General features: G+C 62.1%; 24 protein-coding genes and 1 tRNA gene. 13 read left to right on the top strand and 12 right to left on the bottom strand.

What is annotated here, in order from left to right:
* Positions 1–100: 100 nt before the first annotated feature.
* Positions 101–1600: an amidase gene (locus tag CKW40_RS32245; protein ID WP_095203778.1), complete on the bottom strand. Its 1500-nt coding sequence runs from the start codon at positions 1598–1600 to the stop codon at positions 101–103.
* Positions 1601–1738: 138 nt separating this feature from the next.
* Here CKW40_RS32245 and CKW40_RS32250 point away from each other — a divergent pair, with 138 nt between their 5' ends.
* The 4 genes from CKW40_RS32250 to msrB all read left to right on the top strand — a co-directional run bounded on the left by CKW40_RS32250 (position 1739) and on the right by msrB (position 4510).
* Complete coding sequence (locus CKW40_RS32250; protein WP_095203779.1) at positions 1739–2278, top strand: sigma-70 family RNA polymerase sigma factor; 540 nt, start codon at positions 1739–1741, stop codon at positions 2276–2278.
* The gene (locus tag CKW40_RS32255) at positions 2275–2997 is read left to right on the top strand and encodes an anti-sigma factor (protein ID WP_095203780.1); all 723 of its coding nucleotides are present in this window, start codon (positions 2275–2277) and stop codon (positions 2995–2997) included. Before CKW40_RS32250 ends, CKW40_RS32255 begins: the two co-directional genes overlap by 4 nt.
* A 225-nt stretch (positions 2998–3222) precedes the next feature.
* Positions 3223–3780, top strand: coding sequence for a fasciclin domain-containing protein (locus CKW40_RS32260; protein ID WP_095203819.1), 558 nt, complete (start codon positions 3223–3225; stop codon positions 3778–3780).
* Positions 3781–4006: 226 nt separating this feature from the next.
* Positions 4007–4510, top strand: a complete 504-nt coding sequence (gene msrB / locus CKW40_RS32265) for a peptide-methionine (R)-S-oxide reductase MsrB (RefSeq protein ID WP_095203781.1) — start codon at positions 4007–4009, stop codon at positions 4508–4510.
* Positions 4511–4628: 118 nt separating this feature from the next.
* On the opposite strand, the gene CKW40_RS32270 is transcribed toward msrB, so the two are convergent.
* Together CKW40_RS32270 and CKW40_RS32275 are read right to left on the bottom strand one after the other, a co-directional pair.
* Positions 4629–6224 (bottom strand): DHA2 family efflux MFS transporter permease subunit, encoded by a 1596-nt coding sequence (locus CKW40_RS32270; protein WP_095203782.1) that lies wholly within the window; start codon positions 6222–6224, stop codon positions 4629–4631.
* A 73-nt stretch (positions 6225–6297) separates the two neighbouring features.
* Entirely contained in the window at positions 6298–7485 is a 1188-nt protein-coding gene (locus tag CKW40_RS32275) for an HlyD family secretion protein (protein WP_095203783.1), read from the bottom strand.
* A gap of 128 nt (positions 7486–7613) precedes the next feature.
* On the opposite strand from CKW40_RS32275, the gene CKW40_RS32280 reads away from it, so the two are divergent.
* Positions 7614–8348, top strand: coding sequence for a TetR/AcrR family transcriptional regulator (locus CKW40_RS32280; RefSeq protein WP_095203784.1), 735 nt, complete (start codon positions 7614–7616; stop codon positions 8346–8348).
* Here CKW40_RS32280 and yihA read toward each other — a convergent pair.
* The 3 genes from yihA to CKW40_RS32295 form a co-directional block, all read right to left on the bottom strand.
* Positions 8345–9004, bottom strand: a complete 660-nt coding sequence (gene yihA / locus CKW40_RS32285) for a ribosome biogenesis GTP-binding protein YihA/YsxC (protein ID WP_095203785.1) — start codon at positions 9002–9004, stop codon at positions 8345–8347. The genes CKW40_RS32280 and yihA overlap by 4 nt on opposite strands.
* Positions 9001–9639, bottom strand: coding sequence for a CatB-related O-acetyltransferase (locus tag CKW40_RS32290; RefSeq protein ID WP_095203820.1), 639 nt, complete (start codon positions 9637–9639; stop codon positions 9001–9003). Before CKW40_RS32290 ends, yihA begins: the two co-directional genes overlap by 4 nt.
* A gap of 119 nt (positions 9640–9758) precedes the next feature.
* Entirely contained in the window at positions 9759–10049 is a 291-nt protein-coding gene (locus CKW40_RS32295) for a hypothetical protein (protein WP_244571375.1), read from the bottom strand.
* 202 nt (positions 10050–10251) lie between these two features.
* Between CKW40_RS32295 and CKW40_RS32300 the strand changes: the two genes are divergently transcribed.
* Genes CKW40_RS32300 through CKW40_RS32310 form a run of 3 tightly spaced genes read left to right on the top strand, consistent with a single transcriptional unit; the run spans position 10252 to position 13407 of the window.
* Positions 10252–10575, top strand: a complete 324-nt coding sequence (locus CKW40_RS32300; RefSeq protein ID WP_095203787.1) for a winged helix DNA-binding protein — start codon at positions 10252–10254, stop codon at positions 10573–10575.
* A complete protein-coding gene (locus tag CKW40_RS32305) occupies positions 10568–11863 on the top strand; it encodes an HlyD family secretion protein (RefSeq protein WP_095203788.1) in 1296 nt (431 codons plus the stop codon). Before CKW40_RS32300 ends, CKW40_RS32305 begins: the two co-directional genes overlap by 8 nt.
* The gene (locus CKW40_RS32310) at positions 11860–13407 is read left to right on the top strand and encodes a DHA2 family efflux MFS transporter permease subunit (protein WP_095203789.1); all 1548 of its coding nucleotides are present in this window, start codon (positions 11860–11862) and stop codon (positions 13405–13407) included. The genes CKW40_RS32305 and CKW40_RS32310 overlap by 4 nt, the downstream gene beginning before the upstream one ends.
* Before the next feature lie 205 nt (positions 13408–13612).
* On the opposite strand, the gene CKW40_RS32315 is transcribed toward CKW40_RS32310, so the two are convergent.
* The 4 genes from CKW40_RS32315 to rpmH form a co-directional block, all read right to left on the bottom strand.
* A complete protein-coding gene (locus CKW40_RS32315) occupies positions 13613–14173 on the bottom strand; it encodes a fasciclin domain-containing protein (RefSeq protein ID WP_095203790.1) in 561 nt (186 codons plus the stop codon).
* Between the two features lie 166 nt (positions 14174–14339).
* The gene (gene yidC / locus CKW40_RS32320; protein ID WP_095203791.1) at positions 14340–16151 is read right to left on the bottom strand and encodes a membrane protein insertase YidC; all 1812 of its coding nucleotides are present in this window, start codon (positions 16149–16151) and stop codon (positions 14340–14342) included.
* A gap of 14 nt (positions 16152–16165) precedes the next feature.
* Complete coding sequence (rnpA, locus tag CKW40_RS32325; protein ID WP_095203792.1) at positions 16166–16519, bottom strand: ribonuclease P protein component; 354 nt, start codon at positions 16517–16519, stop codon at positions 16166–16168.
* 14 nt (positions 16520–16533) lie between these two features.
* Positions 16534–16668 carry a 50S ribosomal protein L34 gene (gene rpmH / locus CKW40_RS32330; protein ID WP_008833937.1) on the bottom strand — a complete coding sequence of 45 codons (135 nt, stop codon included), beginning with the start codon at positions 16666–16668 and terminating at the stop codon, positions 16534–16536.
* 281 nt (positions 16669–16949) lie between these two features.
* On the opposite strand from rpmH, the gene CKW40_RS32335 reads away from it, so the two are divergent.
* The 5 genes from CKW40_RS32335 (at position 16950) to CKW40_RS32355 (ending at position 21466) form a co-directional block, all read left to right on the top strand.
* Complete coding sequence (locus CKW40_RS32335; RefSeq protein WP_095203793.1) at positions 16950–18437, top strand: ATP-binding protein; 1488 nt, start codon at positions 16950–16952, stop codon at positions 18435–18437.
* A 276-nt stretch (positions 18438–18713) separates the two neighbouring features.
* Positions 18714–18790 (top strand) — tRNA-Arg (locus CKW40_RS32340).
* A gap of 671 nt (positions 18791–19461) precedes the next feature.
* Positions 19462–20040 carry an ATP-binding protein gene (locus CKW40_RS32345; RefSeq protein WP_095203794.1) on the top strand — a complete coding sequence of 193 codons (579 nt, stop codon included), beginning with the start codon at positions 19462–19464 and terminating at the stop codon, positions 20038–20040.
* Positions 20037–20888, top strand: coding sequence for a bis-aminopropyl spermidine synthase family protein (locus tag CKW40_RS32350; protein WP_179298197.1), 852 nt, complete (start codon positions 20037–20039; stop codon positions 20886–20888). The genes CKW40_RS32345 and CKW40_RS32350 overlap by 4 nt, the downstream gene beginning before the upstream one ends.
* A complete protein-coding gene (locus CKW40_RS32355; RefSeq protein ID WP_095203795.1) occupies positions 20885–21466 on the top strand; it encodes a hypothetical protein in 582 nt (193 codons plus the stop codon). The genes CKW40_RS32350 and CKW40_RS32355 overlap by 4 nt, the downstream gene beginning before the upstream one ends.
* Here CKW40_RS32355 and CKW40_RS32360 read toward each other — a convergent pair.
* The gene (locus CKW40_RS32360; protein WP_095203796.1) at positions 21449–22111 is read right to left on the bottom strand and encodes a hypothetical protein; all 663 of its coding nucleotides are present in this window, start codon (positions 22109–22111) and stop codon (positions 21449–21451) included. The two genes, CKW40_RS32355 and CKW40_RS32360, sit on opposite strands and share 18 nt — an antisense overlap.
* Entirely contained in the window at positions 22104–23093 is a 990-nt protein-coding gene (locus CKW40_RS32365) for a M48 family metalloprotease (RefSeq protein WP_095203797.1), read from the bottom strand. The genes CKW40_RS32360 and CKW40_RS32365 overlap by 8 nt, the downstream gene beginning before the upstream one ends.
* Positions 23094–23119 lie beyond the last annotated feature (26 nt).

Genomic DNA, 23119 nt, shown 5'->3' on the forward strand with positions numbered 1-23119 from the left:
GCGGTTCCCTGGATGTAGGTGTAAGACGGCGGCGTCTTAGCGGGAATTGGCCCGGGCCGCAAATGGCATTGCTGTCATATTCAAATGTCTCACGACGTCGTCATCGCGAAGGAACCATCAAGGGAGCCCTGCGGCCGAGCCAGCCCGAGATCTTCTCCATCTGCGCGGCGAAGGACAAAAGCGTCTCCTCATCGCCCGGGCGGCCGGCGGCCTGGATGCCCAGCGGCAGGCCGGCGTCGGTGACATAGACGGGCATCGCGATCGACGGCTGGCCGCTGACATTGTGGATCGCCGGCCAATGGGTGAACAGAAGGCTCTTGTCCATCAGCTGGCCGAACAAGGGTTTCAGTTTCAGCAAAGGTGTGAGGTGAAGCTTGTCGAGCAGGTTTTCGATCAGCTCATCGGCGCCTTTCGGATCCATGGCGCCGCAGGCGAGCGGCGGGTGCGCTATGACAGGCATCAGCACGGCATCATACTGCGCGGTCTCTTCGATCATCCGCCGCGAGACGGCATGCAGCCGCTGCAGGCTGGCATAGATCTCGCCGGCCGAGAGCATTTCACCCAACCGGCCGAGCACCCGCGTGGCGCGCTCGACATCGCCGGTAACGGAACGGCCGACACGCAGCGCTTCCGCGCGCAGCATGCCCGCGACTGCGGAAGCAACCGTCCGGCAGAAGTCGGCCAGGAAATCGCGGCCGATGAAGGGCAGGTCGATGTCCTCGACGGTGTGGCCGCCCTCGCGCGCAAGTCCCACCGCGATGTCCAGTGCTTTCATTGTTTCGGCCGAGATCGGCAGGCCAAGCGGCGACTTGCGGTAGACGGCGAGGCTGAGCTTGCCGGGGTCGCGCGCGGCGGCAGCGGCGAACGTGCCCTTCGGCGGCAGTGCCGCGTAGGGCGACAAGGTGTCAGGGCCGTGGGTGAGGTCGAGCAGCAAAGCGCAATCGCGCACCGAGCGGGTGACGGCATGGTCGACCACCATGCCGTACCAGCTTTCGCTGACCAGTGGTGTCAGCGGGATGCGGCCGCGCGAGGTCTTGAGGCCGACCAGCCCGGTGCAGGCGGAAGGCACGCGGATCGAGCCGCCGCCATCCGAGGCATGCGCCACCGGCACCACGCCGGCGGCGACCAGGGCTGCCGAACCACCCGACGAGCCACCGCTGGTGTGGCCAGTGTTCCAGGGATTGCGAGTGATGCCGAAGGCCTTGGATTCGGTCATCAGCCGCAGCCCGTGTTCCGGCGACGTCGAGGTGACGATCGGGATCAGCCCGGCGGCGAGGTAGCGGTCGGTCATCACCGAATTGACGTCGGGCACGGAGGCGGGAATACGGCTGCCGCCATGCGACGGGACACCCTTGATGGCGATGCCGAGGTCCTTGATGGCAAAGGGCACGCCGGCCAGCGGCAGCGAGCGGTCGACGGTTTTCGCCCTGGCCCGTGCGGCCTCATAGAGCGGCTCGGCCGTGGCATTGATTTCAGGCCTTGTGGCCTCGGCGCGCGCGATCGCCGCTTCGATCAATTCGACCGGTGAGACCTCGCCCTTGCGCACCAGACCGGCGAGGCCGGTTGCGTCTTCTTCCCACAGGATCCGTTCGACCGACATGGCGCGCTCCCCACTCCCGCCAAGCTAGCCAGCGGCGATTCCCTTGGCAATCGAAGCCTGCGCCCGTAGGCCGGAACTTTAGGCGCACAGAATATTTCCGGCGTTGCAAATACAACGTAATCGCCTAATTTGACCCGCATGACGCCGCAGGACATCACCAAGCTGATCGTCCGGACTTCGATGAAGGATCGGGCAGCGTTCGATCTGCTCTACCGGCAGACCAGCGCGAAACTTTTCGGCGTATGCCTTCGTGTATTGAACGACCGGGGAGATGCTGAAGAAGCGCTGCAGGAAGTCTTCGTCAAGATATGGACGAAGGCGGATCGTTTTGCTGTCTCCGATCTGAGCCCGATCTCCTGGCTGGTGGCAATCGCACGCAACCACGCGATCGATCGCGTCAGGGCGCGGCGCAAGCCCGCCGCCGATATCGACGCCGCGCTCGACGTGGCCGATCCGGCACCGGGACCTGAAGCGATGGTGGTGGCGGGCGACGAATCCGAGCGCATCCATCATTGTCTCGAAGAGCTGGAGAAGGACCGGGCGGCGGCCGTCCGGGGCGCTTATCTCAAGGGCGAAAGTTATGCCGAACTGGCGGAACGCCACGGCGTGCCGCTGAACACGATGCGTACCTGGCTGCGCCGCAGCCTGATGAAACTTAGAGAATGTCTGGAAAGATGACACTGGCAGAGGACAATGGACCGGAACGTGGAGGCGACGACCTGTTCGCCGCCGAATACGTTCTCGGCGTTCTGCCGGTGGAAGAGCGGCAGATCGCATCCAGGCGCATCGATACCGAGACCGATTTCGCGCGGCTCGTCGATGGCTGGGAAGTGCACCTCTCGCCGCTGGCCGCCGCCTATGCGGAGGTCGAGCCGCCGCCTTCCGTGAAGGTGGCTGTCGATCGCCGGCTGTTCTCGAGCACCGCTCAAACCTCTGCCGCACCAAGCGCCGGAATTTGGTCCAGCCTCGCCTTCTGGCGCGGCCTTGCCGTCGCGGCTGTTGCTGCTCTGGCTCTCTATGTCGCCGTGCCCTATGTCAATCGGCCGGCTGAACAACCGCAGGAGCGGCTTGTCGCCTCGCTGGCCGCCGACGGCAGCGATGTAAAATATCTCGCCGTCTATGATTCCGAGCGGCATGAGGTCAGCCTTTCACACGTTTCCGGCACGCTCGCTTCCGGCAAGGACTTCGAACTTTGGATGATCGAGGGCAAGAACGCCCCGGTCTCGATGGGCGTCATCCCTGCCGGCGCGACCGCGCATATCGGGGTCTCGCCCGCCACGCAGCAGAAGCTGGCGCAGGGCGCGGTGCTGGCTGTCAGCCTGGAGCCTTCAGGCGGTTCGCCGACCGGGCAACCGACCGGGCCGGTGGTTGCCGCGGGCGATCTGAAGGGCATCTGACCGGATTCTCCTCACCGCGAACCCGTTGCCAGAATAATCCAAATCTATCTTATGTCACGCATGTCTAAATAACCGCGCGAGCCGGCAAACCGTTGCGCCGGATAAATCTCTTCGTCCAAGCGATAAAATTAAAAATCCAAAAATATTCTGAAACTCATACGCTTGTGCTCCGTATCTCCTCGCGTTCCCAAAAATGGGAAGAGAAACCCGAGGAGTTTGAACATCATGCGTAGATTCGCCACCCTTTTGCTCGCCGGTACGATCGCCGTTTCCGCGCTTGCCACCGCTGCCTATGCCGAAAACCCGATGGTCGGCGGCGCCGCCATGTATGCCCAGAAGAACATCGTCGAGAACGCCGTCAATTCGAAGGACCATACGACGCTGGTCGCCGCCGTCAAGGCGGCCGGCCTGGTCGAGACCCTGCAGGGCGCCGGTCCGTTCACCGTGTTCGCGCCGACCAACGAGGCCTTCGCGGCACTTCCGGCCGGCACGGTCGACACGCTGCTCAAGCCCGAGAACAAGGACAAGCTCACCAAGATCCTGGCCTGCCATGTCATCGGCGCCAAGGCGATGGCGGCGGATGTCGCCTCGATGGCCAAGGCTGACGGCGGCACGCACAAGGTCAAGACGGTCGGCGGCTGCGAGCTGTCGCTGAAAGCCGAGGGCGGCAAGGTCACCGTCACCGACGAGAACGGCAACGTCGCCAATGTGACGATCGCCGATGTCGAGCAGTCCAACGGCGTCATCCACGTCATCGACAAGGTTTTGCTCCCGAAGATGTGATCGGCCCTGGAATGTAACAAAGGGCTTGCAGCGACGAACCTGCAGCAAGAGCCCTCCGTCGGTTGCATAATCTCGCTCCCGCGACCTGCAAACGACACGCGTGCTTCCGCGCCGCCCACAGTCAACCGTGGACCGGCGCGGAGTGTCGTTGAGGACCACCGTCACTGGCTTTTGACGTCTGCGTGGCGGTATAGTTTGGCAAAAAGAACAACCGGAGGAACTGGTCATGAACCGTCGCGACTTTCTTTTGAGCGGTGCCGCCGCCATCGGCGTCGTCGGGGCAGCGGCAACCATGCTGCGCATGGGCAGCCCGCAGGCGGCACAGGCCGCCGAGAAATTCGAGGTCACCAAGACCGACGACGAATGGAAAGCGATCCTGTCGCCCGCCGCGTTCGACGTGCTGCGCAAGCAAGGCACGGAGTATCCCGGCACCAGCCCGCTGCTGAACGAGCACCGCAAGGGCATTTTTGCCTGCGCCGGCTGCGACCTGCCGGTCTATCCCTCGGAGACGAAGTTCGATTCCGGCACCGGCTGGCCGAGCTTCTGGCAGGAGATCGCCAATGGCATCGGCAAGACCGAGGACAGGTCGCTCGGCATGACCCGCACCGAGGTGCATTGCCGCCGCTGCGGCGGCCATCTCGGCCATGTCTTCGACGATGGCCCGGCGCCGACCGGCTTGCGCCACTGCATCAATGGCGTGGCGCTGACCTTCAAGCCTGCCACGGCCTGACGAAATTCTACCGGAAACGAAAACTCCGGGTCTTGCGGCCCGGAGTTTTTTGCGCGGTCAGAGCTTTTCGGGCGTGGACTGGAGGAGCTTCCCGAAACCGCCGCGTGTGGTTCTCCTGTCAGTGCCCGCCGCCGCCGCCGCCACCAGGTGCGGCCGGCTTGTTGATCAGCATGGTGAACAGGCCGAGCGTCGCGAACAGCACCGTCAGCATGTAGAACACATCCATGAAGGACAGCAGCGCCGCCTGTTGCTGGACCATGCCCGACAGCTTGGAGATCGCCGCACTGGCGGCATCGAGGCCCGTGGTTTGCTCGAAATTCAGCGTCATGTTCTGCAGCTTGGTCTGCGCGGCGGCACTGCCCCACTGCACATGCTCGGCGAGCCTTGCATAGTGGAAGGCGTTGCGGTCGATCAGCACGGTGTTGATGAGCGCAAGGCCGACCGCACCGCCGAGGTTGCGGGTGAGGTTGAACAGGCCGGACGCGTTCTTCAACCGGTCGGGCGGCAAGGTGCCGAGCGCGATGTTGTTGATCGGCACCATGCACAGCATCATCGAACAGCCGCGCAGGATCTGCGGGATAAGCAGCTCGTAGAAATCCCAGTCGGCGGTCAGATGCGTCATCCACCAGGTGCCGGTGGCGAAGCCGAAGAAGCCGATCATCATCATCAGCCGCAAATCCATCTTGCTCGACAGGATGCCGGAGATCGGCGCGGTGACGAACATGGCCAGGCCGCTGACGAACAGTGCCTCGCCGATCATCATCGAATCGTAACCGCGGATACGGCCGAGGAAGACCGGATAGAGATAGGTCAGGCCGTAGAGGCCTATGCCGATGACGAAGGAGAACAGCGAGCCGAAGGCGAAGTTGATGTTGCTGAAAGCCCGCAGGTCGACGATCGGCTCCTCGGCGGTGAAGACACGCCAGAAGAAGATCACCGCGCCGATGGTCATGACGACGGCGCAGATGAACACACCCTGGTCCTGCAGCCAGTCATTGTTCGGGCCTTCCTCCAGCACATACTCCATGCAGCCGAGGAAGGCCGCCATGCCGGCAAGGCCCCACCAGTCGAACTTGTTGAACAGCTTGAGATTGGGCTTGTCGAAATCGATCAGCGACCAGGCAGCGGTCGCCACCAGAATGCCGGGCACGACATTGACCAGGAACAGCCAGTGCCATGAAAAGGCGTGGCTGATATAGCCGCCGACGGTCGGGCCGATGGTCGGCGCCAGCGTCGCCACGAGGCCGATCATCGGCGAGACGATGGCGCGCTTCGAGGGTGGGAAGATGGTGAAGGCCGCGGCAAAGACGCTCGGGATCATGCCGCCGCCGATGAAGCCCTGCACGGCGCGGTAGACGATCATCTGGTCGATGTTGGTGGCGGTCGCGGCAAGCGCGCTGGCCGCGGTGAAGCCAGCGGCGGCGATGGTGAACAGCACGCGCGTCGACAGCATGCGGCTGAGGAAGCCCGACAGCGGGATCATCACCACTTCGGCGATCAGATAGGCCGTCTGCACCCACGGAATTTCATCGGAGCTGGCGCTGAGGCCCGCCTGGATCTCGGCCAGCGAGGCCGAGACGATCTGGATGTCCAGGATCGCCATGAACATGCCAAAGACCATCGCCAGGAAGGCGATGACACGGCGTGTGGAGATGGTGTCGGGGACCGCCGGCCGTGTCGGCGGCGCTCCTGCGGTGATGGTGGCGGTAGCCATTGCGTGGGCCTCCTTGAGGCAGGCCGGGCGGCCCGGTGCTTAATCAGCCACCGAGCCGCCCTCCGAAAAGCGCTTAGTTGGTCGTGGCGGCAGGTGCGGTGCGGCTGTCAACGTTGACGACAACGCTCAAGCCAGCGCGCAGCTTGCCGGTCTTCAGGGCATCGGCCGGGACGTCGATGCGGACCGGGACGCGCTGCACCACCTTGGTGAAGTTGCCGGTGGCGTTTTCCGGCGGCAACAGCGAGAAGACCGCGCCTGAAGCCGGGGCGAGCGACGAGACGGTTCCCTGGATGGGGTGGCCGTCGATGGCGTCGACCGAGATGTTGACCTTTTCGCCGGGAACCAGCCGGGCAAGTTGCGTCTCCTTGAAGTTGGCGACGATGTAGAGCTTGTCCAGCGGCACGACGACGGCGAGCTTCTGGCCAGGGCTGACGAGGTCGCCCTGCTCGACCGAGCGGTTGCCGACGACGCCGTCATAGGGCGCCTTGAGCACGGTGAAGGAAAGGTCGCGCGCGGCCTTGTCGCGGCTCAGCTGCAGCGAAGCGAGCGTGCTCGCCGACTCGGCGCGCTGCGCCTCGAACACGCCGATATTGGCCTGTGCGGCGGCGATCTGCGCATCGGCACCGACCAGCGCGGCATTGGCCTGGTCGAGCGCGGTCTGGGCGTCGTCCAACTGCGCCTGCGTGCCGACATGCGTCTTGACCAGTTGCGCGGCGCGCTGCTGGGCGCGGGCGGCATTGTCGGCCGCGGCCTGGTCGGCGACCTTCTGCGCCTGGGCCTGCTGCAGGGAAGCCTGCGCGGCCTTGGTCTGCGCATCGATGCGGTCGAGCGTCTTCGCCAGCGTGGCGATCTGCGCTTCGGTCTGGGCGACAGCGATCTTGTAGTCGCCATCATCGATCGTCAGCAGCGGGTCGCCGGCCTTGACCAGCTGGTTCTCGCTGACCTTGACCTGGTCGACATAGCCGGAAATCTTGGGCGAGACGAAAGCCATGTCGGCCTGGACATAGGCGTCGTCGGTCGAGATCATGAAACGGCCCGTGGTCCAGTAGTCATAGCCGTACCAGGCGCCGCCGCTCAGCAGGGCAAGGCCGATGATCGGCAGCAGGAAGGAGCGCACCGAGCGCTTCTTCTTGGCCGGAGCTTCGGCTGCAGGCGGCGGTGCCACCGGCAGGACGGGAATTTCCGGTGCTTCCGTCGCCGGAGCGACCTTGGCATTGGGGAAGGGGCGGACTTCGGCAGTGGTGGGCGCGTTCGAGGACATGACATCTCTCTAAAGTAATAATACTGAACCGTTCGGTTCGATCTGGCCGTTGACATAGCGTGAAAAGAGGACCATATCAAGAGGCAATCGAACCGGTTGGTTCGAATTATTTTCGAGGTGTGACTTTTATGGCCGAGACAACGCCTGACGTCGAAACCGATAAATGCAGTGACTTGCTGGACAGTTTGCGGCGCGGACGCCCGGCGGCCGGACAGGATCCGGTCAAGCGCAGCCAGATCATCGATGGCGCCCGCCGTGTCTTCATCGAGAAGGGCTTTGAAGCCGCCTCGATGAACGACATCACGCGCGAGGCCGGCGTCTCCAAGGGCACGATCTATGTCTATTTCGCCAACAAGGAAGAGTTGTTCGAAGCGCTGATCGAGGAAGAGCGCGGCACCATCTTCAAGAACATGTACGACATGCTCGACCGCGCCGACGATCTGCGCCAGACGCTGGTGAAGTTCGGCAAGGTGCTGTCGATGAAGATCACCTCGGCCAGGGTGATCCAGGCGCAGCGCACGGTGATCGGCGCCTCAGACAGGATCCCCGACATGGGCGCGCGGTTTTACGAACGCGGTCCCAAACGCGGCCATGACAAGGTCATGGAATTCCTCAATGCCGCCATCGAACGCGGCATGCTCAAGATCGATGATGTCGATCTTGCAGCCTATCAATTCACCGAACTGTGCCTGGCCGGCCTTTTCCGCCAGTGCATCTTCGCCTACCGCACCAAGGCTCCAAGCCAGGAAGAAATCGATCACATCGTCAGATCGGGCGTCGACATGTTCCTGAAGGCCTACGGCACGGAGAGGCTTTTCGAGGAAGAACGCCACCAGATGATTGCCCTGGAGGCGAAGGCCTAGCCACCATTGGCGGCAAGCACGATCGCTGCCTGCAATTCCTCGAGGCCTTCGCCCTTCTCCGATGACGTCGCCAGGACGAACGGAAACGCCGCCGGGCGCTTCTTGATCTTGGCCAGCGTCTCCTCGATCAGCCGCGGCACGCCGGCGACCTTGATCTTGTCGGTCTTGGTCAGCACGATCTGGTAGGACACCGCCGCCTTGTCGAGCAGCGACAGCACCTCCTCGTCCTTGGCCTTGATGCCGTGGCGGGCGTCGATCAGCACATAGACCCGCTTCAGCGTCACCCGGCCCTTGAGATAGTCGAAGACCAGTTTGGTCCACTCGTCGACCTTCTCCTTGGGCGCGGTGGCGTAGCCGTAGCCCGGCATGTCGACCAGCGCCATCGGCGGCAGGTCGGCGCCCTCGCCCGAAAATCCGTCCGGCACGAAGTAGTTGAGTTCCTGCGTACGCCCGGGCGTGTTGGAGGTGCGCGCCAGCCCCTTCTGGTTGACCAGCGCGTTGATCAGCGACGACTTGCCGACATTGGAGCGGCCGGCAAAGGCGATTTCCGGTGGCCCTTCCGGCGGCAGGAATTTCATGGCCGGCACGCCGCGGATGAAGATCCACCCACGCGTGAACAGGTCGGTGCTGATCACAGTGCTGTTCAGAGCGTTCAAGCTGCTGCCTCCAGAAGAGAGATATCGGCGCCCCTGATGGCGTCGAGATTGCGGCCAATCTTGTCCACCGGCCAATGCCACCATGCCAATGCCAGCAGCCGCCTGATCGTCCTGTCGTCGAAGCGCATCTTCACCACCTTGGCCGCGTTGCCGGCGACGATCGCATAGGGCGCCACATCATGCGTCACCACCGATTTTGCGGCGATGATGGCGCCATGGCCGATTTCCACACCGGGCAGGATCACCGCCTCCATGCCGATCCAGACATCGCTGCCGACCACCGTGTCGCCGCGCACCTCCTTCGACCATGTCGCCGGGTCAAAGCCCTTTTCCCAGCCATGGCCGAAAATGTTGAACGGATAGGTCGAAAAGCCGGACATTGCGTGGTTGGCGCCATTCATGATGAAGCGCGTGCCTTCGGCGATGGCGCAGAACTTGCCGATGATGAGCTTGTCGCCGATGAAGGGATAGTGGTGCAGAACGCATTTCTGCGCGAATTTGTCCGGCCCGTCCGGGTCGTCATAATAGGTGAAGTCGCCGATCTCGATGTTCGGCTCCGTCACCAGCGGCTTCAGGAAGCCGACGCGCGTGTGCATCGGGATCGGGTGCTTGATGTCGGGGTTGGGTCCGTCCATGTCGGTTCGTCCGGGATTGGCAAGCGGGCGCATCCGCAACCGGAGCGCCTGGTCAAAATAACGTGATCCGCCCTATAGCACCAATCGGCTGAGGAGCGAGCCTTCCTTGGCGGACAAGCTCATTTGTTGCCGCGGCAGATCACGATCGGATTGGACAGCGCGCTGTCGAAACCGCTGCCCTGGTAGATCGTGACATTCGAGGCGCCGGGCGGCAGCAGGAACGTGCCTTCGACAATTTTCTGATCGCCCGCCATCGTGTGCAGAGCCCAGCTATACGTGCAGAATTGCGGCGGTGCCGTGGGTTCGACGTGGCTGCAGTTCAGCTGCGCGCCACCCAGCATGGCGGCACCGCCGCAGCTGACCGCCTCCTTTGCAACCGCCGCGCCCGGGCATCCGACGAGAGCCGTCACGGCTGCGATCCTGATCCAGTTCATCGTCGAAATCCTTGCCGGAAAACGCTCGCCGCCAAGGTGGCTTTTCCGCGCCGTGGCCCATGCGATTTTTGTTCCGGGCGGCTTAATCCGTCTTGCACGCGCCGTCCAGCGGGATTATGTGCATGATGATAATAAGCATGCTCACGAAAGCTTGTCCCCTAGATCCTAATCACCTCCCATGTCCTCCTCGCCCAATATCAGCTTCGTGCTGCATGACGTCGCGCGCCTGTTTCGAAAGAGATTTGAGCAGCGTTCGCGGACATCGGGGCTGCACCGGCCCAACCCCGCCGATCGCAGGGCCTGGCTGCTTTACCTGACCCCGCAGGCCCATCCGCTGCTCGAGACCATGCGCGGCAACGGCCGGAAAACACGAGACGAGGCCTTTGCCGGTCTCTCACCTGAAACACAGCAGCATCTGCTGCAAACCCTGACCTTGATCAAATCCAATCTGCTCGCGGCTAGCACCCAGCCAGCCGTCGACCGGGAGAAAGTACATGGCTGAATCAACATCCCCCAAGAAGCCTGCCGAAGACGACCCTTCCGCGGGTCGCACCGGAGACCAAATCATCCGGCTGGACAGCGAACGCGAACAGCGGCGTGGCAATGTCGTCATCGACAATGACGGACTTGAAGCCCCGGCTGCGCTGGCGCCGGCTGCGCTCGAAGCTCCGGCCAAGGAGCCGCGGGCACAGCCGGCCCCTGTCACCGTTGCCCCTCCTGCCCCGGCCAAGCCGAAGCGCAGCCTGACGCGGCCGGTGCTTTTCGCCCTGCTTCCCGTCGCGCTGGTCGTCGGCGGCTATTATTACGTCACCGGCGGCCAGGTGATGACGACCGACAATGCCTATATCCAGGCGCAGTCGCTCGGCGTGTCCACCGACGTCTCCGGCACCGTGCAGGAGATCGACGTGCACGAGAACCAGGCGGTGAAGAAGGGCGACGTGCTGTTCCGCCTGCGGCCGGCCTCGTTCGAAACCGCGCTTGCCGCCGCCCAGGCCCAGCTCGGGACCGTGCGCAACCAGGTGCTGACGCTGCAAGCGAGCTACCAGCAGTCGCTGGCGCAGATCGAACAGGCTGAGGCTGACATTCCCTATTACGAGGCCGCCTTCCAGCGGCAGCAGGACTTGCTCAAGACCTCCACCGCCTCCAAGGCGTCTTTCGACAGCGCCCAGCACGACCTCGTCGCGGCGCGCCAGAAAGTGGCGGTCGCCAAGTCGCAGGCGCAGGCCACGCTTGCCCAGTTGGGCGGCGACGCCGACCAGCCGGTGGAAAAGAACCCGTTCTATCTGCAGGCCCAGTCGGGCGTCGACGATGCGCAGCGCAACCTTGGCGATTCCGTCGTCAAGGCGCCATTCGACGGCGTCGTCACCAATGTCGACGCGCTTCAGGTCGGCAAGTATCTGCCGGCTTCGCAGCCCGCCTTCAGCCTGGTGTCGTCGACCGATCTGTGGATCGAGGCGGAGCCGAAGGAAACCGAGCTGACCTATGTGCGGCCGGGACAGACGGCGACGATCAGCGTCGACACCTATCCGGGTGCCGTCTGGCACGGCACGGTTGCCTCGATCAGCCCGGCCTCGTCGTCGAGCTTCTCGCTGCTGCCGGCGCAGAACACCACCGGCAACTGGGTCAAGGTCGTGCAGCGCATCCCGATGCGCGTGACGGTCGACGATGCCAAGGACAAACCGCCGCTGCGCGGCGGCATGAGCGTGGTGATCGACGTCGAGACCGGCCATACGCGCGGCCTGCCGGACTTCGTCACCAACCTCCTGAACCGGTTCGGACAGAAATCATGACCAGCGCGACCGCGGCAGGTGCCACACCGGTGGTCGCCAATCGCGGCGCCATCACGGCCTGCGTGATCCTGGCCGTCATCATGCAGGCGCTGGACACGACCATCGCCAATGTGGCGCTGCCGTACATTCAGGGCAGCGTTTCGGCCAGCGCCGACCAGATCAACTGGGTGCTGACCTCCTACATCGTCGCGGCGGCGGTGATGACGCCGCCCTCGGGCTACCTTGCCAACCGTTTCGGCCGCAAGCGCATCCTGTTGACCTCTATCACCGGCTTCGTGGTCGCCTCGGTGCTGTGCGGCTTCGCGCAGTCGCTGCCGCAGATCGTCGGCTTCCGCCTGCTGCAGGGCCTGTTCGGCGCGGCGCTTGTGCCGCTGTCGCAGAGTATCCTGCTCGACATCTACAGCGTCGAAGAGCGCGGCTCGGCGATGGCGCTGTTCGGCGTCTCGGTGATGGTCGGCCCGGTGCTGGGTCCGGTCATCGGCGGCTGGCTGACCGAAAATGTCAGCTGGCGCTGGGTGTTCTACATCAACGTGCCGATCGGCGCGCTGGCTTTCGCCGGCGTGTCCCTGTTCGTCCTGGAAACCAAGCTGGACATCAAGGCAAGGCTGGACTGGCTGGGTTTCGGCATGCTCAGCATCACCATCGCGGCGCTGCAGATGTTTCTCGATCGCGGCGAGCAGCTCAACTGGTTCTCCTCATCCGAAATCATCGTCGAGGCGCTGATCTGCGCGTCGGCCTTCTATATCTTCCTCGTCCACACCTTCACCGCCAAAAACACCTTCGTGAATCCGCGGCTGTTCCTGGATCGGAATTTCGCCGTCGGCATGATCTTCATCTTCATCATCGGCATCACCTATCTCGCCTCGCTGGCGCTGATGACACCCTATCTGCAGACGCTGATGGGCTATCCTGTGGTGACGGCCGGCATCGTCATGGGCCCGCGCGGCCTCGGCACGATGGCGTGCATGTTCCTGGTCGGCAGACTGATCGGCAAGGTGGATACACGCTGGCTGCTGTTCATCGGCCTCGCGATCACCGCCTGGGCGATGTACGACATGACCGGCTGGACCCCTGATGTCTCGCAATGGACGATCATCAGCACCGGTTTCATCCAGGGTGCCGGCTTGGGCTTCCTGTTCGTGCCGCTGACCACCATCACCTTCGCCACGCTGGCGCCGGAGCGGCGGGCGGAAGGCACCGGCCTCTACAATCTGTCGCGCAACATCGGCTCCAGCGTCGGCATCTCGGTCGTCACCGCGCTCTTGACGCAGAATGTGCAGATCAACCATGCCAACATCGCCACCTATGTGACGCCCTTCAACCAGGCGTTCGGCAATCCGGCGATCGCGCAGGCGATGAACCCCTACACCGCCGCCGGCCGCGCAGCACTTGACGGCGTGGTGACGCTGCAGGCGACTGTTATCAGCTACATGAACGACTTCAAGCTGATGATGATCCTGTCGCTGGCCGCCATCCCGCTGGTGCTGTTGCTGCGCAAGCCAGGCACGCCGGCCAAGGTCGACCATAGTGCCGTGATGGAGTGAAGCGCTGGAAGCGGTCGACGTTCGATCGCTGAAGCCCAGCCGTCTTCGCAGGACGCAAAAAGAAACCGGGGTCCTGTGAGGGACTACAGGACCCCGGCCTCACCGGTAACGGCTTCCCCAAGAAACATGGCACCTCGTCATGAGGCGGGGATGGCAGACTAGAAAGCCCCAACGGCCTGCCACTGCCCCCTTTCGCCGGAAGCCGTTACTTCGGCAACAGCACCTTGTTGACGACATGGATGACGCCGTTCGACTGGTTGACGTCGGCGATGGTCACCTTCGCCTCGCCGCCGGACTCATCCATGATGTAGAGCTTGCCCTTCTTGACCTCGGCGGTGAGCGTGTCGCCCGAGACGGTCTTCATCTCGTATTTGCCGCCCATCGCCTTGGCCTTCTTCATCATCTCGGCGCCGGAAATCTTGCCGGCCACGACATGCGCGGTCAGCACCTTGGTGAGCTTGTCCTTGTTCTCGGGCTTCAGCAGCGTGTCGACCGTGCCGGCCGGAAGTGCCGCGAAAGCCTCGTTGGTTGGCGCGAAGACGGTGAACGGTCCGGCGCCCTGCAATGTGTCGACCAGGCCGGCGGCCTTGACGGCGGCGACCAGCGTCGTGTGATCCTTCGAATTGACGGCGTTCTCGACGATGGTCTTGGTGGTGTACATCGGCGCGCCGCCGACATTCGGGTTCTTGGCGTAGGCCGGGGCGGCAATCGCCACGCCGGCGACGAGGGCAGAAATGGCGATGGTCCTGAATGACGGCAAGCGCATGTGGTCTTCCTCCGGGTGAGGGCTGATCGGAATTGATAGCCTTTGGAAATGCACACGCAGTCACGCCGCCGACAGCGCGCTAGTTTCGCCGATCACGGGAACGTGAACGGATATCTGCCCGAAGAAAAAGCCCGGGCGAACCGGGCTTTTTCGGGAAAAGAGGTCTTTACTCCGCTGGCGACGGTTTCTTTCGAAACAGCGCCACCAGATTGTCCCACAGCTCGATCTTGGCGCCCTGGCGCTTCATGATGACGCCCTGCTGGAGGATCGACAGCGTGTTGTTCCAGGCCCAGTAGATGACGAGGCCGGCCGGGAAACCTGCCATCATGAAGGTGAAGATGATCGGCATCCAGGTGAAGATCGCGGCCTGCGTCGGATCCGGCGGCGTCGGGTTCATGCGCATCTGCAGGAACATGGTGACGCCCATGATCAGCGGCCACACGCCAATCATCAGCATGTGCGGCAGCGTCAACGGGATCAGGCCGAACAGGTTGAAGATCGATGTCGGATCGGGCGCCGCCAGATCCTGGATCCAGCCGAAGAACGGCGCATGCCGCATCTCGATGGTGATGTAGAGCACCTTGTAGAGCGAGAAGAAGACCGGGATCTGCAGCGCCACCGGCCAGCAGCCGGCGAGCGGATTGATCTTCTCGGTCTTGTACAGCTCCATCATCGCCTGCTGCTGCTTCATCTTGTCGTCCGCGTATTTCTCGCGGATTTCGAGCATCTTGGGCTGCACCTTCTTCATGTTCGCCATCGACGCATAGGACTTGTTGGCGAGCGGGAAGAACAGGGCCTTGACGATGACGGTGGTGGCGAGGATCGCCAGGCCGAAATTGCCGAGGAATTTGTAGAGCGTGTCGATCAGGTAGAACATCGGCTTGGTGATCCAGATGAACCAGCCCCAGTCGATCAGCCGATCGAACAAGCGGATATTGCGATCCTGCGCATAGGCGTTGACCTTGGCGACTTCCTTGGCGCCGGCAAAGATTTCGGTCTCCACCGTAGCCGACTGACCGGCCTCGACATTGATCGCGTCGGTGAGGAAGTCGGACTGATAGCGGTGGCGACCGTCTTCGAAATAGGCGTAACGCGGCTGAAACGGCTGCTTCTCGGTCGGCACCAGCGTCACCGCCCAGTATTTGTCGGTGATGCCGAGCCAGCCATCGGTCGACTTGCTTGGCTGGTACTGCTTGTCCTTCTCGATCGCTGCGTATTTGTGTTCCTGCAAGCCCTCAGTGCCGGTAACGCCGATCAGGCCCTCATGCAGCACATAGGTGCTGGCTACGGCCGGCTTGTCGTAGCGCGTGACGCGGCCGTAATTGAACAGCGAAACCGCGCTCGAGCCGGAATTCTGCACCGTGTCCGACACCGTGAACATGTAGTTGGCGTCGACGGAGAAGGTGCGCTTGAAGGTCAGGCCCTTGTCATTGGTGTAGGTCAGCGTCACCGGCGTCGACGGGGTCAGCGTCGGATTGCCGTCGACATTCCATACCGTCTCGGCACCAGGCACCGTACCGGTCTTGTCGTTGCCGACGAAGCCGATCTCGGCGAAATAGCCGGTGGGCAGCGCCTGCGGGTTGAGCAGTTCGATCTCGGGCGAATTCTTGTCGACGGTTTCGGTGTAGTGCTTGAGCTTGAGGTCGTCGAGACGCGCGCCGGTCAGGTTGATCGAGCCCTCGAGGCTCGGCGTGTCGATCTTGACGCGCTTCGAAGCGGCGAGCGCCTGGTCGCGGCCGGCCGCGGTGACGGTGTCACCGCCGGGCGCGTTGGGAATGGTGCCCGGCGCCGGAGCCGGTGTTCCGGCACCCGGATTGGCCGCCTCGGCCGCCTTCTTCTGCTCTTCCACGCGCTGCTGCTCGATGCGGGCCGCTTCGCGCTGGGCCTCGCTGTGCGGCAGGACATAAAAATACTGCCACAGCGCCAGGATCAGCACCGACAGCGCGATGGTGATGAAGAAGTTCCGGTTGTTTTCCATCGAGAGCCCTTGGCCTATCGTGTTCCGCGAAGTCGGCGGGAGAGTTCGGCCTTCAACTGGCCGAAGGGGGCGCGCAGCGCATCATCGCGCCCGACGATGACATAGTCATTGCCGGGCACCATGTCATCTGCGGCATGGACGCGGACGGCTTCTTTCAGCCGCCGCCTGACGCGGTTGCGCACAACAGCGTTGCCGACCTTCTTGGTGACGGTGTAGCCGACGCGCGGCACGCCGCCATCGCCGCGGTCGAGGACCTCGACGAGGAAAAACCGTCCGCGTCGCTTTTCACCACGACGGACGGCCAGGAATTCCGCGCGTTTCAGAAGCCGCTTGGGATCTTGCCCCACTGGCTTGCCGGTTGCGGGCAACGATCTCGTCTCGCTTAGGCGCTGAGCCGCTTGCGGCCGCGGTTGCGGCGAGCTGCGACGACGCCACGACCACCCTTGGTGGCCATGCGGGCACGGAAACCGTGCCGGCGTTTGCGGACGAGTTTGGACGGTTGGTAGGTACGCTTCATTTGTTTTAATACCGCGGGGTGCGGCCCTTCTTGATTCTGTCACTTTGTAACAGGAGCTTTGCCGGGCCGGCTTTGGCGCGATCGAAACCGCGCCGGGACGAATGGCCCGAGCGTGAGCGGGCTTATAGAAAGAAGGGTTTTGGAAGTCAATCCGGGGTCGTCGCGCCGCGGACGCAGGTTTCATGACGGTAATTTAATGTTCGGACCAAAGGATAAAATTGGCAAAAAAGGCCGCAATCGCCTAATCTTGGCTGATCAAGTGATTGTGAAGACAGAGTCGCATGAGCGAAATCAGCCAAGCGGGGGAAGGGATCGGCACGGTGCCTGCCACCGTCCGCAGCGTGCCGCTGTCGCGCGGCCTGTCGACAAAACTGCTGCTGCTCACCATCGTTTTCGTGCTTTTGGCCGAAGTGCTCATCTTCCTGCCCTGGATCGCCAGCTACCGGCTGAGCTGGCTCAAGGAGCGGCTGAGCACGGCCGCCGCCGTGTCCATCGTGCTGGTGCAGGGCGAGTCGACCTCGCTGTCGCGCACGGCCCAGAATGATGTGCTGATGGCGATCGGCGCCAAGGCGATCGCGGTGCGCGATGGCGGCGTCTCCCGGCTTCTGGTGGTGGCGGACATGCCGCCGCAGGTCGACGAGCATATCGACCTCGCCAGCGTCGGCATGATCAAAGGCATGACCGGCGCGCTCGACACGCTGTTCTTCGGCGGCGACCGGATGCTGCGCGTCTTCGGACCGGTCGGCGACAGCGACAAGGAATTCGAGCTGATCATGCCGGATTACTCGCTGCGCAAGGCGATGCTCATCTATTCGCGCAACGTCGCCTTCGTCTCGCTGCTGATCTCGCTGTTCACCGCCATGCTGGTCTATGCCGCGATCGACCTGATCATGATCGGGCCGATCCGCACGATGACGCGCTCGATGCTGTCTTTCTCCGAAGCCCCCGACGACCCCGGACGCATCATCCATCCCGCCGCCCGCTCCGATGAGATCGGCGTTGCCGAACGCGAACTGTCGCAGATGCAGGAGCGGCTGCAAAAGATGCTGTCCGAGCAGAAGCACCTTGCCGATCTCGGCCTGGCGGTCTCGAAGATTAACCACGACATGCGCAACATCCTGGCCTCGGCACAGCTGATGTCGGACCGCCTGCGCCAGGTCAGGGATCCAACCGTGCAAGCCTTTGCGCCGAAGCTTTTGCGCGCGCTCGACCGGGCCGTCTCCTATTCGGAAGGCGTGCTTCACTATGGCCGCACGCAGGAGCCGCCGCCTTCGCGCCGCCGGGTGCGGCTACGCCAGCTGGTCGAGGACGTGCACGGCCTGCTCGACATCGAGGAGGGCATCGAGTTCATCAACGCCGTCGAGGCGGCTTTCGAGGTGGACGCCGATTCCGACCAGCTGTTCCGGGTGCTCACCAATCTGTGCCGCAACTCGGTGCAGGCCATGGCGGCCGACACCGAGAGCGCCGTGGTGCGGCGGCTTGCGGTATCAGCCGTGCGCCTGGGCAGCGTCAGCCGCATCGCCGTCACCGACACCGGCCCCGGCCTGCCGCCGAAAGCGCGCGAAAACCTGTTCGCGGCGTTCCGCGGCTCGGCGCGCAGCGGCGGCACCGGCCTTGGCCTGGCAATCGCGCATGAGCTGATCCGTGCGCATGGCGGCTCGGTGGAACTGGTCGAGTCGATTGGCGGGCGCACCACTTTCGCCGTCACCATCCCCGACCAGCCGGTGCGGCTCGACCAGGCCCGTGGCAGCCTGCGCCGCCCGGCGTGACGGCCTCCGCGCTTTTTCCTGAGGGCCTCTTACCCTTCTGGCCTGCCGCTTTCGATGACCTCCGCCGGACTTTCCCCTGCTCGGCTTGAATCGGACCGGCTCCCCGGCAGCTTCAAAGCCTTGGGATTGGGGCCGTCATCCCCGGATGACACACTCGCGACAAAACTTTTGCCGGATCGACTTGCTTTTCGCAAATTCAGTCGTTAGGGAACTGCACACATTCGCGGCCGGTCCCTGGGATCGGATTGCGGGGCCGTTGAAAACATGGCCTGATGCGCGCCCGTAGCTCAGCTGGATAGAGCACCAGACTACGAATCTGGGGGTCAGGAGTTCGAATCTCTTCGGGCGCGCCATTATTTCAAGGACTTAGGAGAACGCCGCTGACTAAGGAGAGGAATTAGTCTGCGATTTAGTCTGCGGAAGCAAAGCGTTCCTTGTCATCCGAGGCGTCACCACCAACGTTGAGGCGGTCGTATTCCGAATCGCCACTTACCGATTGGTTTCAGGGCCTGCCTGCTGCCCTCTGGTTGAATGACAACCTGCTCGACTGCCGGGCTTTGCCTGGTTGGCGACAAACGTGAATATCTGATCCGTTACAGTCGTTTTCGCCACGCATGACGAGCGACCGCTATGCGCAGCATGTAGGCCGTAGAGGTTAGCCGGTGACATTGCCCGAAAGCGGACGTCTCCCACGGCGAGGTTGAAATTCGACGTTGTACCAATCAACGAACCCGCCCGCGCGGAAAGGCGCTAGCTTTGTGGCTAGTAGATATGCGGCGACGTCGATGCCCTGCTAGTTCTGACCCCTTCTTAAGTACGCGGTCGTCGAAGCTGTTCCGGCGGCTCTTTCTGACAAGCTCGCAGACGCCCATTGCACCGACCCTCCACGTCAGCGTCGACATCCGATAAACGCCGTTGCCGACTCGGACGTGAACGAGATGAAATCAACCAATTCCTGCAACGGTGGCGGTTCGCTTGACTCTTTCCTGCAAAGTGCTCGGATACGAGGCGGGGGAGTTGTTCAATGCCAAAGGTGATTTATCTGACCGGGGCTCCGGCCGCGGGGAAAAGCTCCACGACGCGTTTGCTTGCCGAAAAAATCCCCGACTTGCTAATTTGGGAATATGGGGCTCGGCTAACGGAATATCTAAACGACAGGTGTTCAACGGTTCAGAGTCAAGAAGACCTGCGATCGCAGTCGGCGGGTCTGGTGACGCCGTCGGACGTGGCGGAGGTAGACAAACTGCTCGCTACGTTTGTCGACAATCATCGTTCGGCACGGCCAATCATCATCGACAGCCACCCGGTGACGAAGGAAGCTTACGGCTACCGCATCACAGCTTTTTCCTTCGAACAGATTGCCCGGTTGAAGCCTGACGAAATCTGGGTCGTTTTTGCCAGTCCAGAGGAAACACGAAAACGCATCGCAAATGATCCGGGCGGTCGTCCTATGATCAGCGATCAAGAAGCGCGAATGCATACCGGGCTACAGGCCTCGGTTGCGACGACCTATGGCATCATTACAGGCTCGCCGGTATATCTATTCGATACTGGGCTTCCTCGCGAAACTCTTATCGAACGCATGCTGGGGAGGCTGTCATGACAGGGATCCCGAATGACCGGATCCGCGTCGATTTGCGCAGGGCGATCAACGCCGTTTCAGACGTGGTGCAAAATCGGCCACGCCCTCTGCGAGAGTTTGATCAGATCCACATGAAATCCGGCGACATGGTGCTTCAGAGCGAAATGGTGGCGGACTGGGCTGACGGCAAAAGGCTTGCCTTCATCGGCGACGGCGATGCAATCAGCGTCTGTGTCGCCTATATGAAACGTCGAGGCGTGCTCAATTTCGGCCCATCAAAAATAACCGTTTTCGATTTTGATGAGAGGACCGTCCAAGCCGTCAAACGATTCGCGGATAAGGAGCGTATCGAGAACCTGGATGCCGAGCTCTACAACTGTTTCGACGCATTTCCATCGGTTACGAAATACGATTGCTTTTACACGAACCCGCCCTGGGGCCAGTACAATGACGGTGAAAGCGTCAACCTCTTTGTAGAGCGAGGAATCGAAGCCGTCGGCTACGATGGGGATGGAATGGTTGTCATTGCTGATGACGATGAACTCGCCTGGCCCAAACACGTCTTAGCTAGGGTGCAAGCGTTTTCCCGCGAGCGCGGGTTTTACGTCTCAAAGATGCAGCGGAAACTTCACACCTATCACTTGGACGATGCCCCCGATCTATGCTCGTGCAATCTTTATGTCAGTGCGCTTGCTGAAAACAAGGCGAACGTGGTTCCAAGCCAACCTGCAACGCCACTGCGTTTGGCGAATTTCTATGGTCGATCGAAAGAGCTTCGGGTGAAGTACGTGCGAGAGAAAAAAGTCCTAAACTACGGCATGGCCCATGAAGATGAGTATTCACTTGAACTGCTGAAAGGCACACCATGACGGCAATCATCAAACCTGGCGCTGGCGTTTTGTTCATGAAAGTGGGAACGCATGCCAACGAGGACCTCGATTCCATCATCGCCAGAAAGACAAAGGAAATCGAGGACGCCGGATACGGGATGTGGGGATATGGGGGGAACACGTGCCACCCGCGTTCAATGGTTCAGCCATTTGCCGAGATCTTTGAGCAGCGCGGCCAGCCGATTCACCTTGTCATGGAGAAGATGACCTCTCGACATTTCGCCGAGCAGCTGAGAGCAGACGAATACTCCGCCGATAACCTGAACTGGACCGAAATCCCGCCGGACATCCGCGTTCTAGGATCGAGGTTCGCTCTCGTCATCAAGAGTCTCGAGAAATGCGAAATGTCGTTACCGCTGAACCAGACCCGCGTCCCGGTCGGCAGGAGCATGGGTAGGATCGGCAGCCGGTATCTCCGCGGGCAGGCTGACAAGGCTTGCCTCGAGGTTCTCGATCATCCGGAAGTCGTCAATGATGGCGATCGGAAAGAGGTCGGGATCAGCCTAGTGGCTGAACTCATGCCGCCCTATGCGGTTTTTCTACGCAACAAGACCTGAGAGATCGTTGGCGCCGACTAGCACTTTGCTCGCGACTTTCCTTAGGTCTGCGATGTAGCTGCGAAGGCCTTCTTCGATCGAGGCGAGATCGATTACCGAGGATCGACAGGCGAAGCACGCGGTCAATGCTCGATCAGCGGCTGGTTCAGCGCAAATATGTTGTCGCAACACGATAGGCCCAAGTTGGGCCAGGATCGTCGCGATCAATTGCTCAAGACAGGCGATTGATCCACATGTGAGCTTATCGGCCGCCAGTTCCTCGATGGCCCGAACGGCTCGTTTGTCGCCTGTGATGAGGAGTTTCAGCCCGCGACTTATCAGAATTGCCAGAAGCTGGCTCTCGCCACCGTCGAGTTCCAGGTTGCTCGCTTGCGCTGCTGCCTCGAAAGATGCGGCAAGTTGAATTTCCGCCTCGTCAGGTTCGACAATCCCTAAGTCCTTAAGCACCCGTTCTAGCGCGGCAAGCGCGGTCTCCTGACTCTGCAGGGACCGGTCGCGTTTAATGCGCCCTAAGACCACATAGCGTGCCAAGGGTAGCATTGCCGGTGTACCGCCATTTTTCGCGAGCGTTGTGATCAGTGCGCCGTCGAGGCCGTAGCAGCAGACCTTTAGGACGACATCGTTGTCGACGAGCGGGTCAGCCATCGTTGCCCATGACAGAGCCAAGATATTCTATCGATTCATCGCTGAGGTTTCCCCAATTCAGCTCGCCAGCGGCCATCGCGTTGATCTCCTGCCAGACGGGCTTGCGTTCCGAATAGACGTGTCGCAGTGCTGCGTTGGCGACAACCCAGTCGTCACGGACGTATCCCGTACATAGCGCCAGCGTGCCGGGCTCAATCCCTCGAGATGGTCCGGCCTCTAGGCAGGCCTCGGCTAAACCGCGGGCACTGAAGTTATCGATGTTCGTCGTGATGACGGGTTCGGCGGAACCCGTCAGGAGTTCAAGACCGTAACGGTCCGCTTCTTGCTCCTCTTGGTCTTCGCTGCCGAATGATGAATCGCCGATATCGACGAGGGTCTTGTTGTTGCCAATGTGGCCCAGTGCGGCGTGGCCGATCTCATGTGCAAGCGTGAACGCAATTGGAGCGGGATAGAAGGCATCGCGACCAAGCAAAATAGCGTGACGGCCCTCCACTTCGACGACCATGGCGCGCATCGCCTTAATCCGGAGGGGGAAAACACGCAGGTGGATTACTGGAACACCCAATCCCCAGCACGCAGAGATCAGGCCGACGAGGTCGACAACGGATCGCCCAGATAGGATTGCGTTCCGGAGCGTGATCGCACCGATCGCTTCCATCGATCGCACACGAGGCGTCGCCCTTAGCAGAAGCCGTCCGACAGCGTTGCCAAAAGAGGCCAGAGCGCCGCGTTGAACAGCGTCGCCAGCCGTAAGATTTTTGAAGCGAGTATCATCTTGCCAAACAAATTCCACCCGCGCGCCCAGCAAGGACTGAGGCTCAAGCCCGAGTCTGCGAGAAAGAGCAAACCTTAGCTCTGTGCGGGCCGAGGCGCTGGATGCCGCCTCATCGCTCCACCAGGACGGCCAAGCCGCCCTTATGGCTTGGTCGCTTAACCCAGCATCCTTGAGCTCTTTGATCAGGGCCTTGGAATCCGGATCCACTCTATCCTCTCGAATGACGCCGGAGC

The organism is Mesorhizobium carmichaelinearum, from assembly GCF_900199455.1.
Lineage (GTDB): Bacteria > Pseudomonadota > Alphaproteobacteria > Rhizobiales > Rhizobiaceae > Mesorhizobium > Mesorhizobium carmichaelinearum.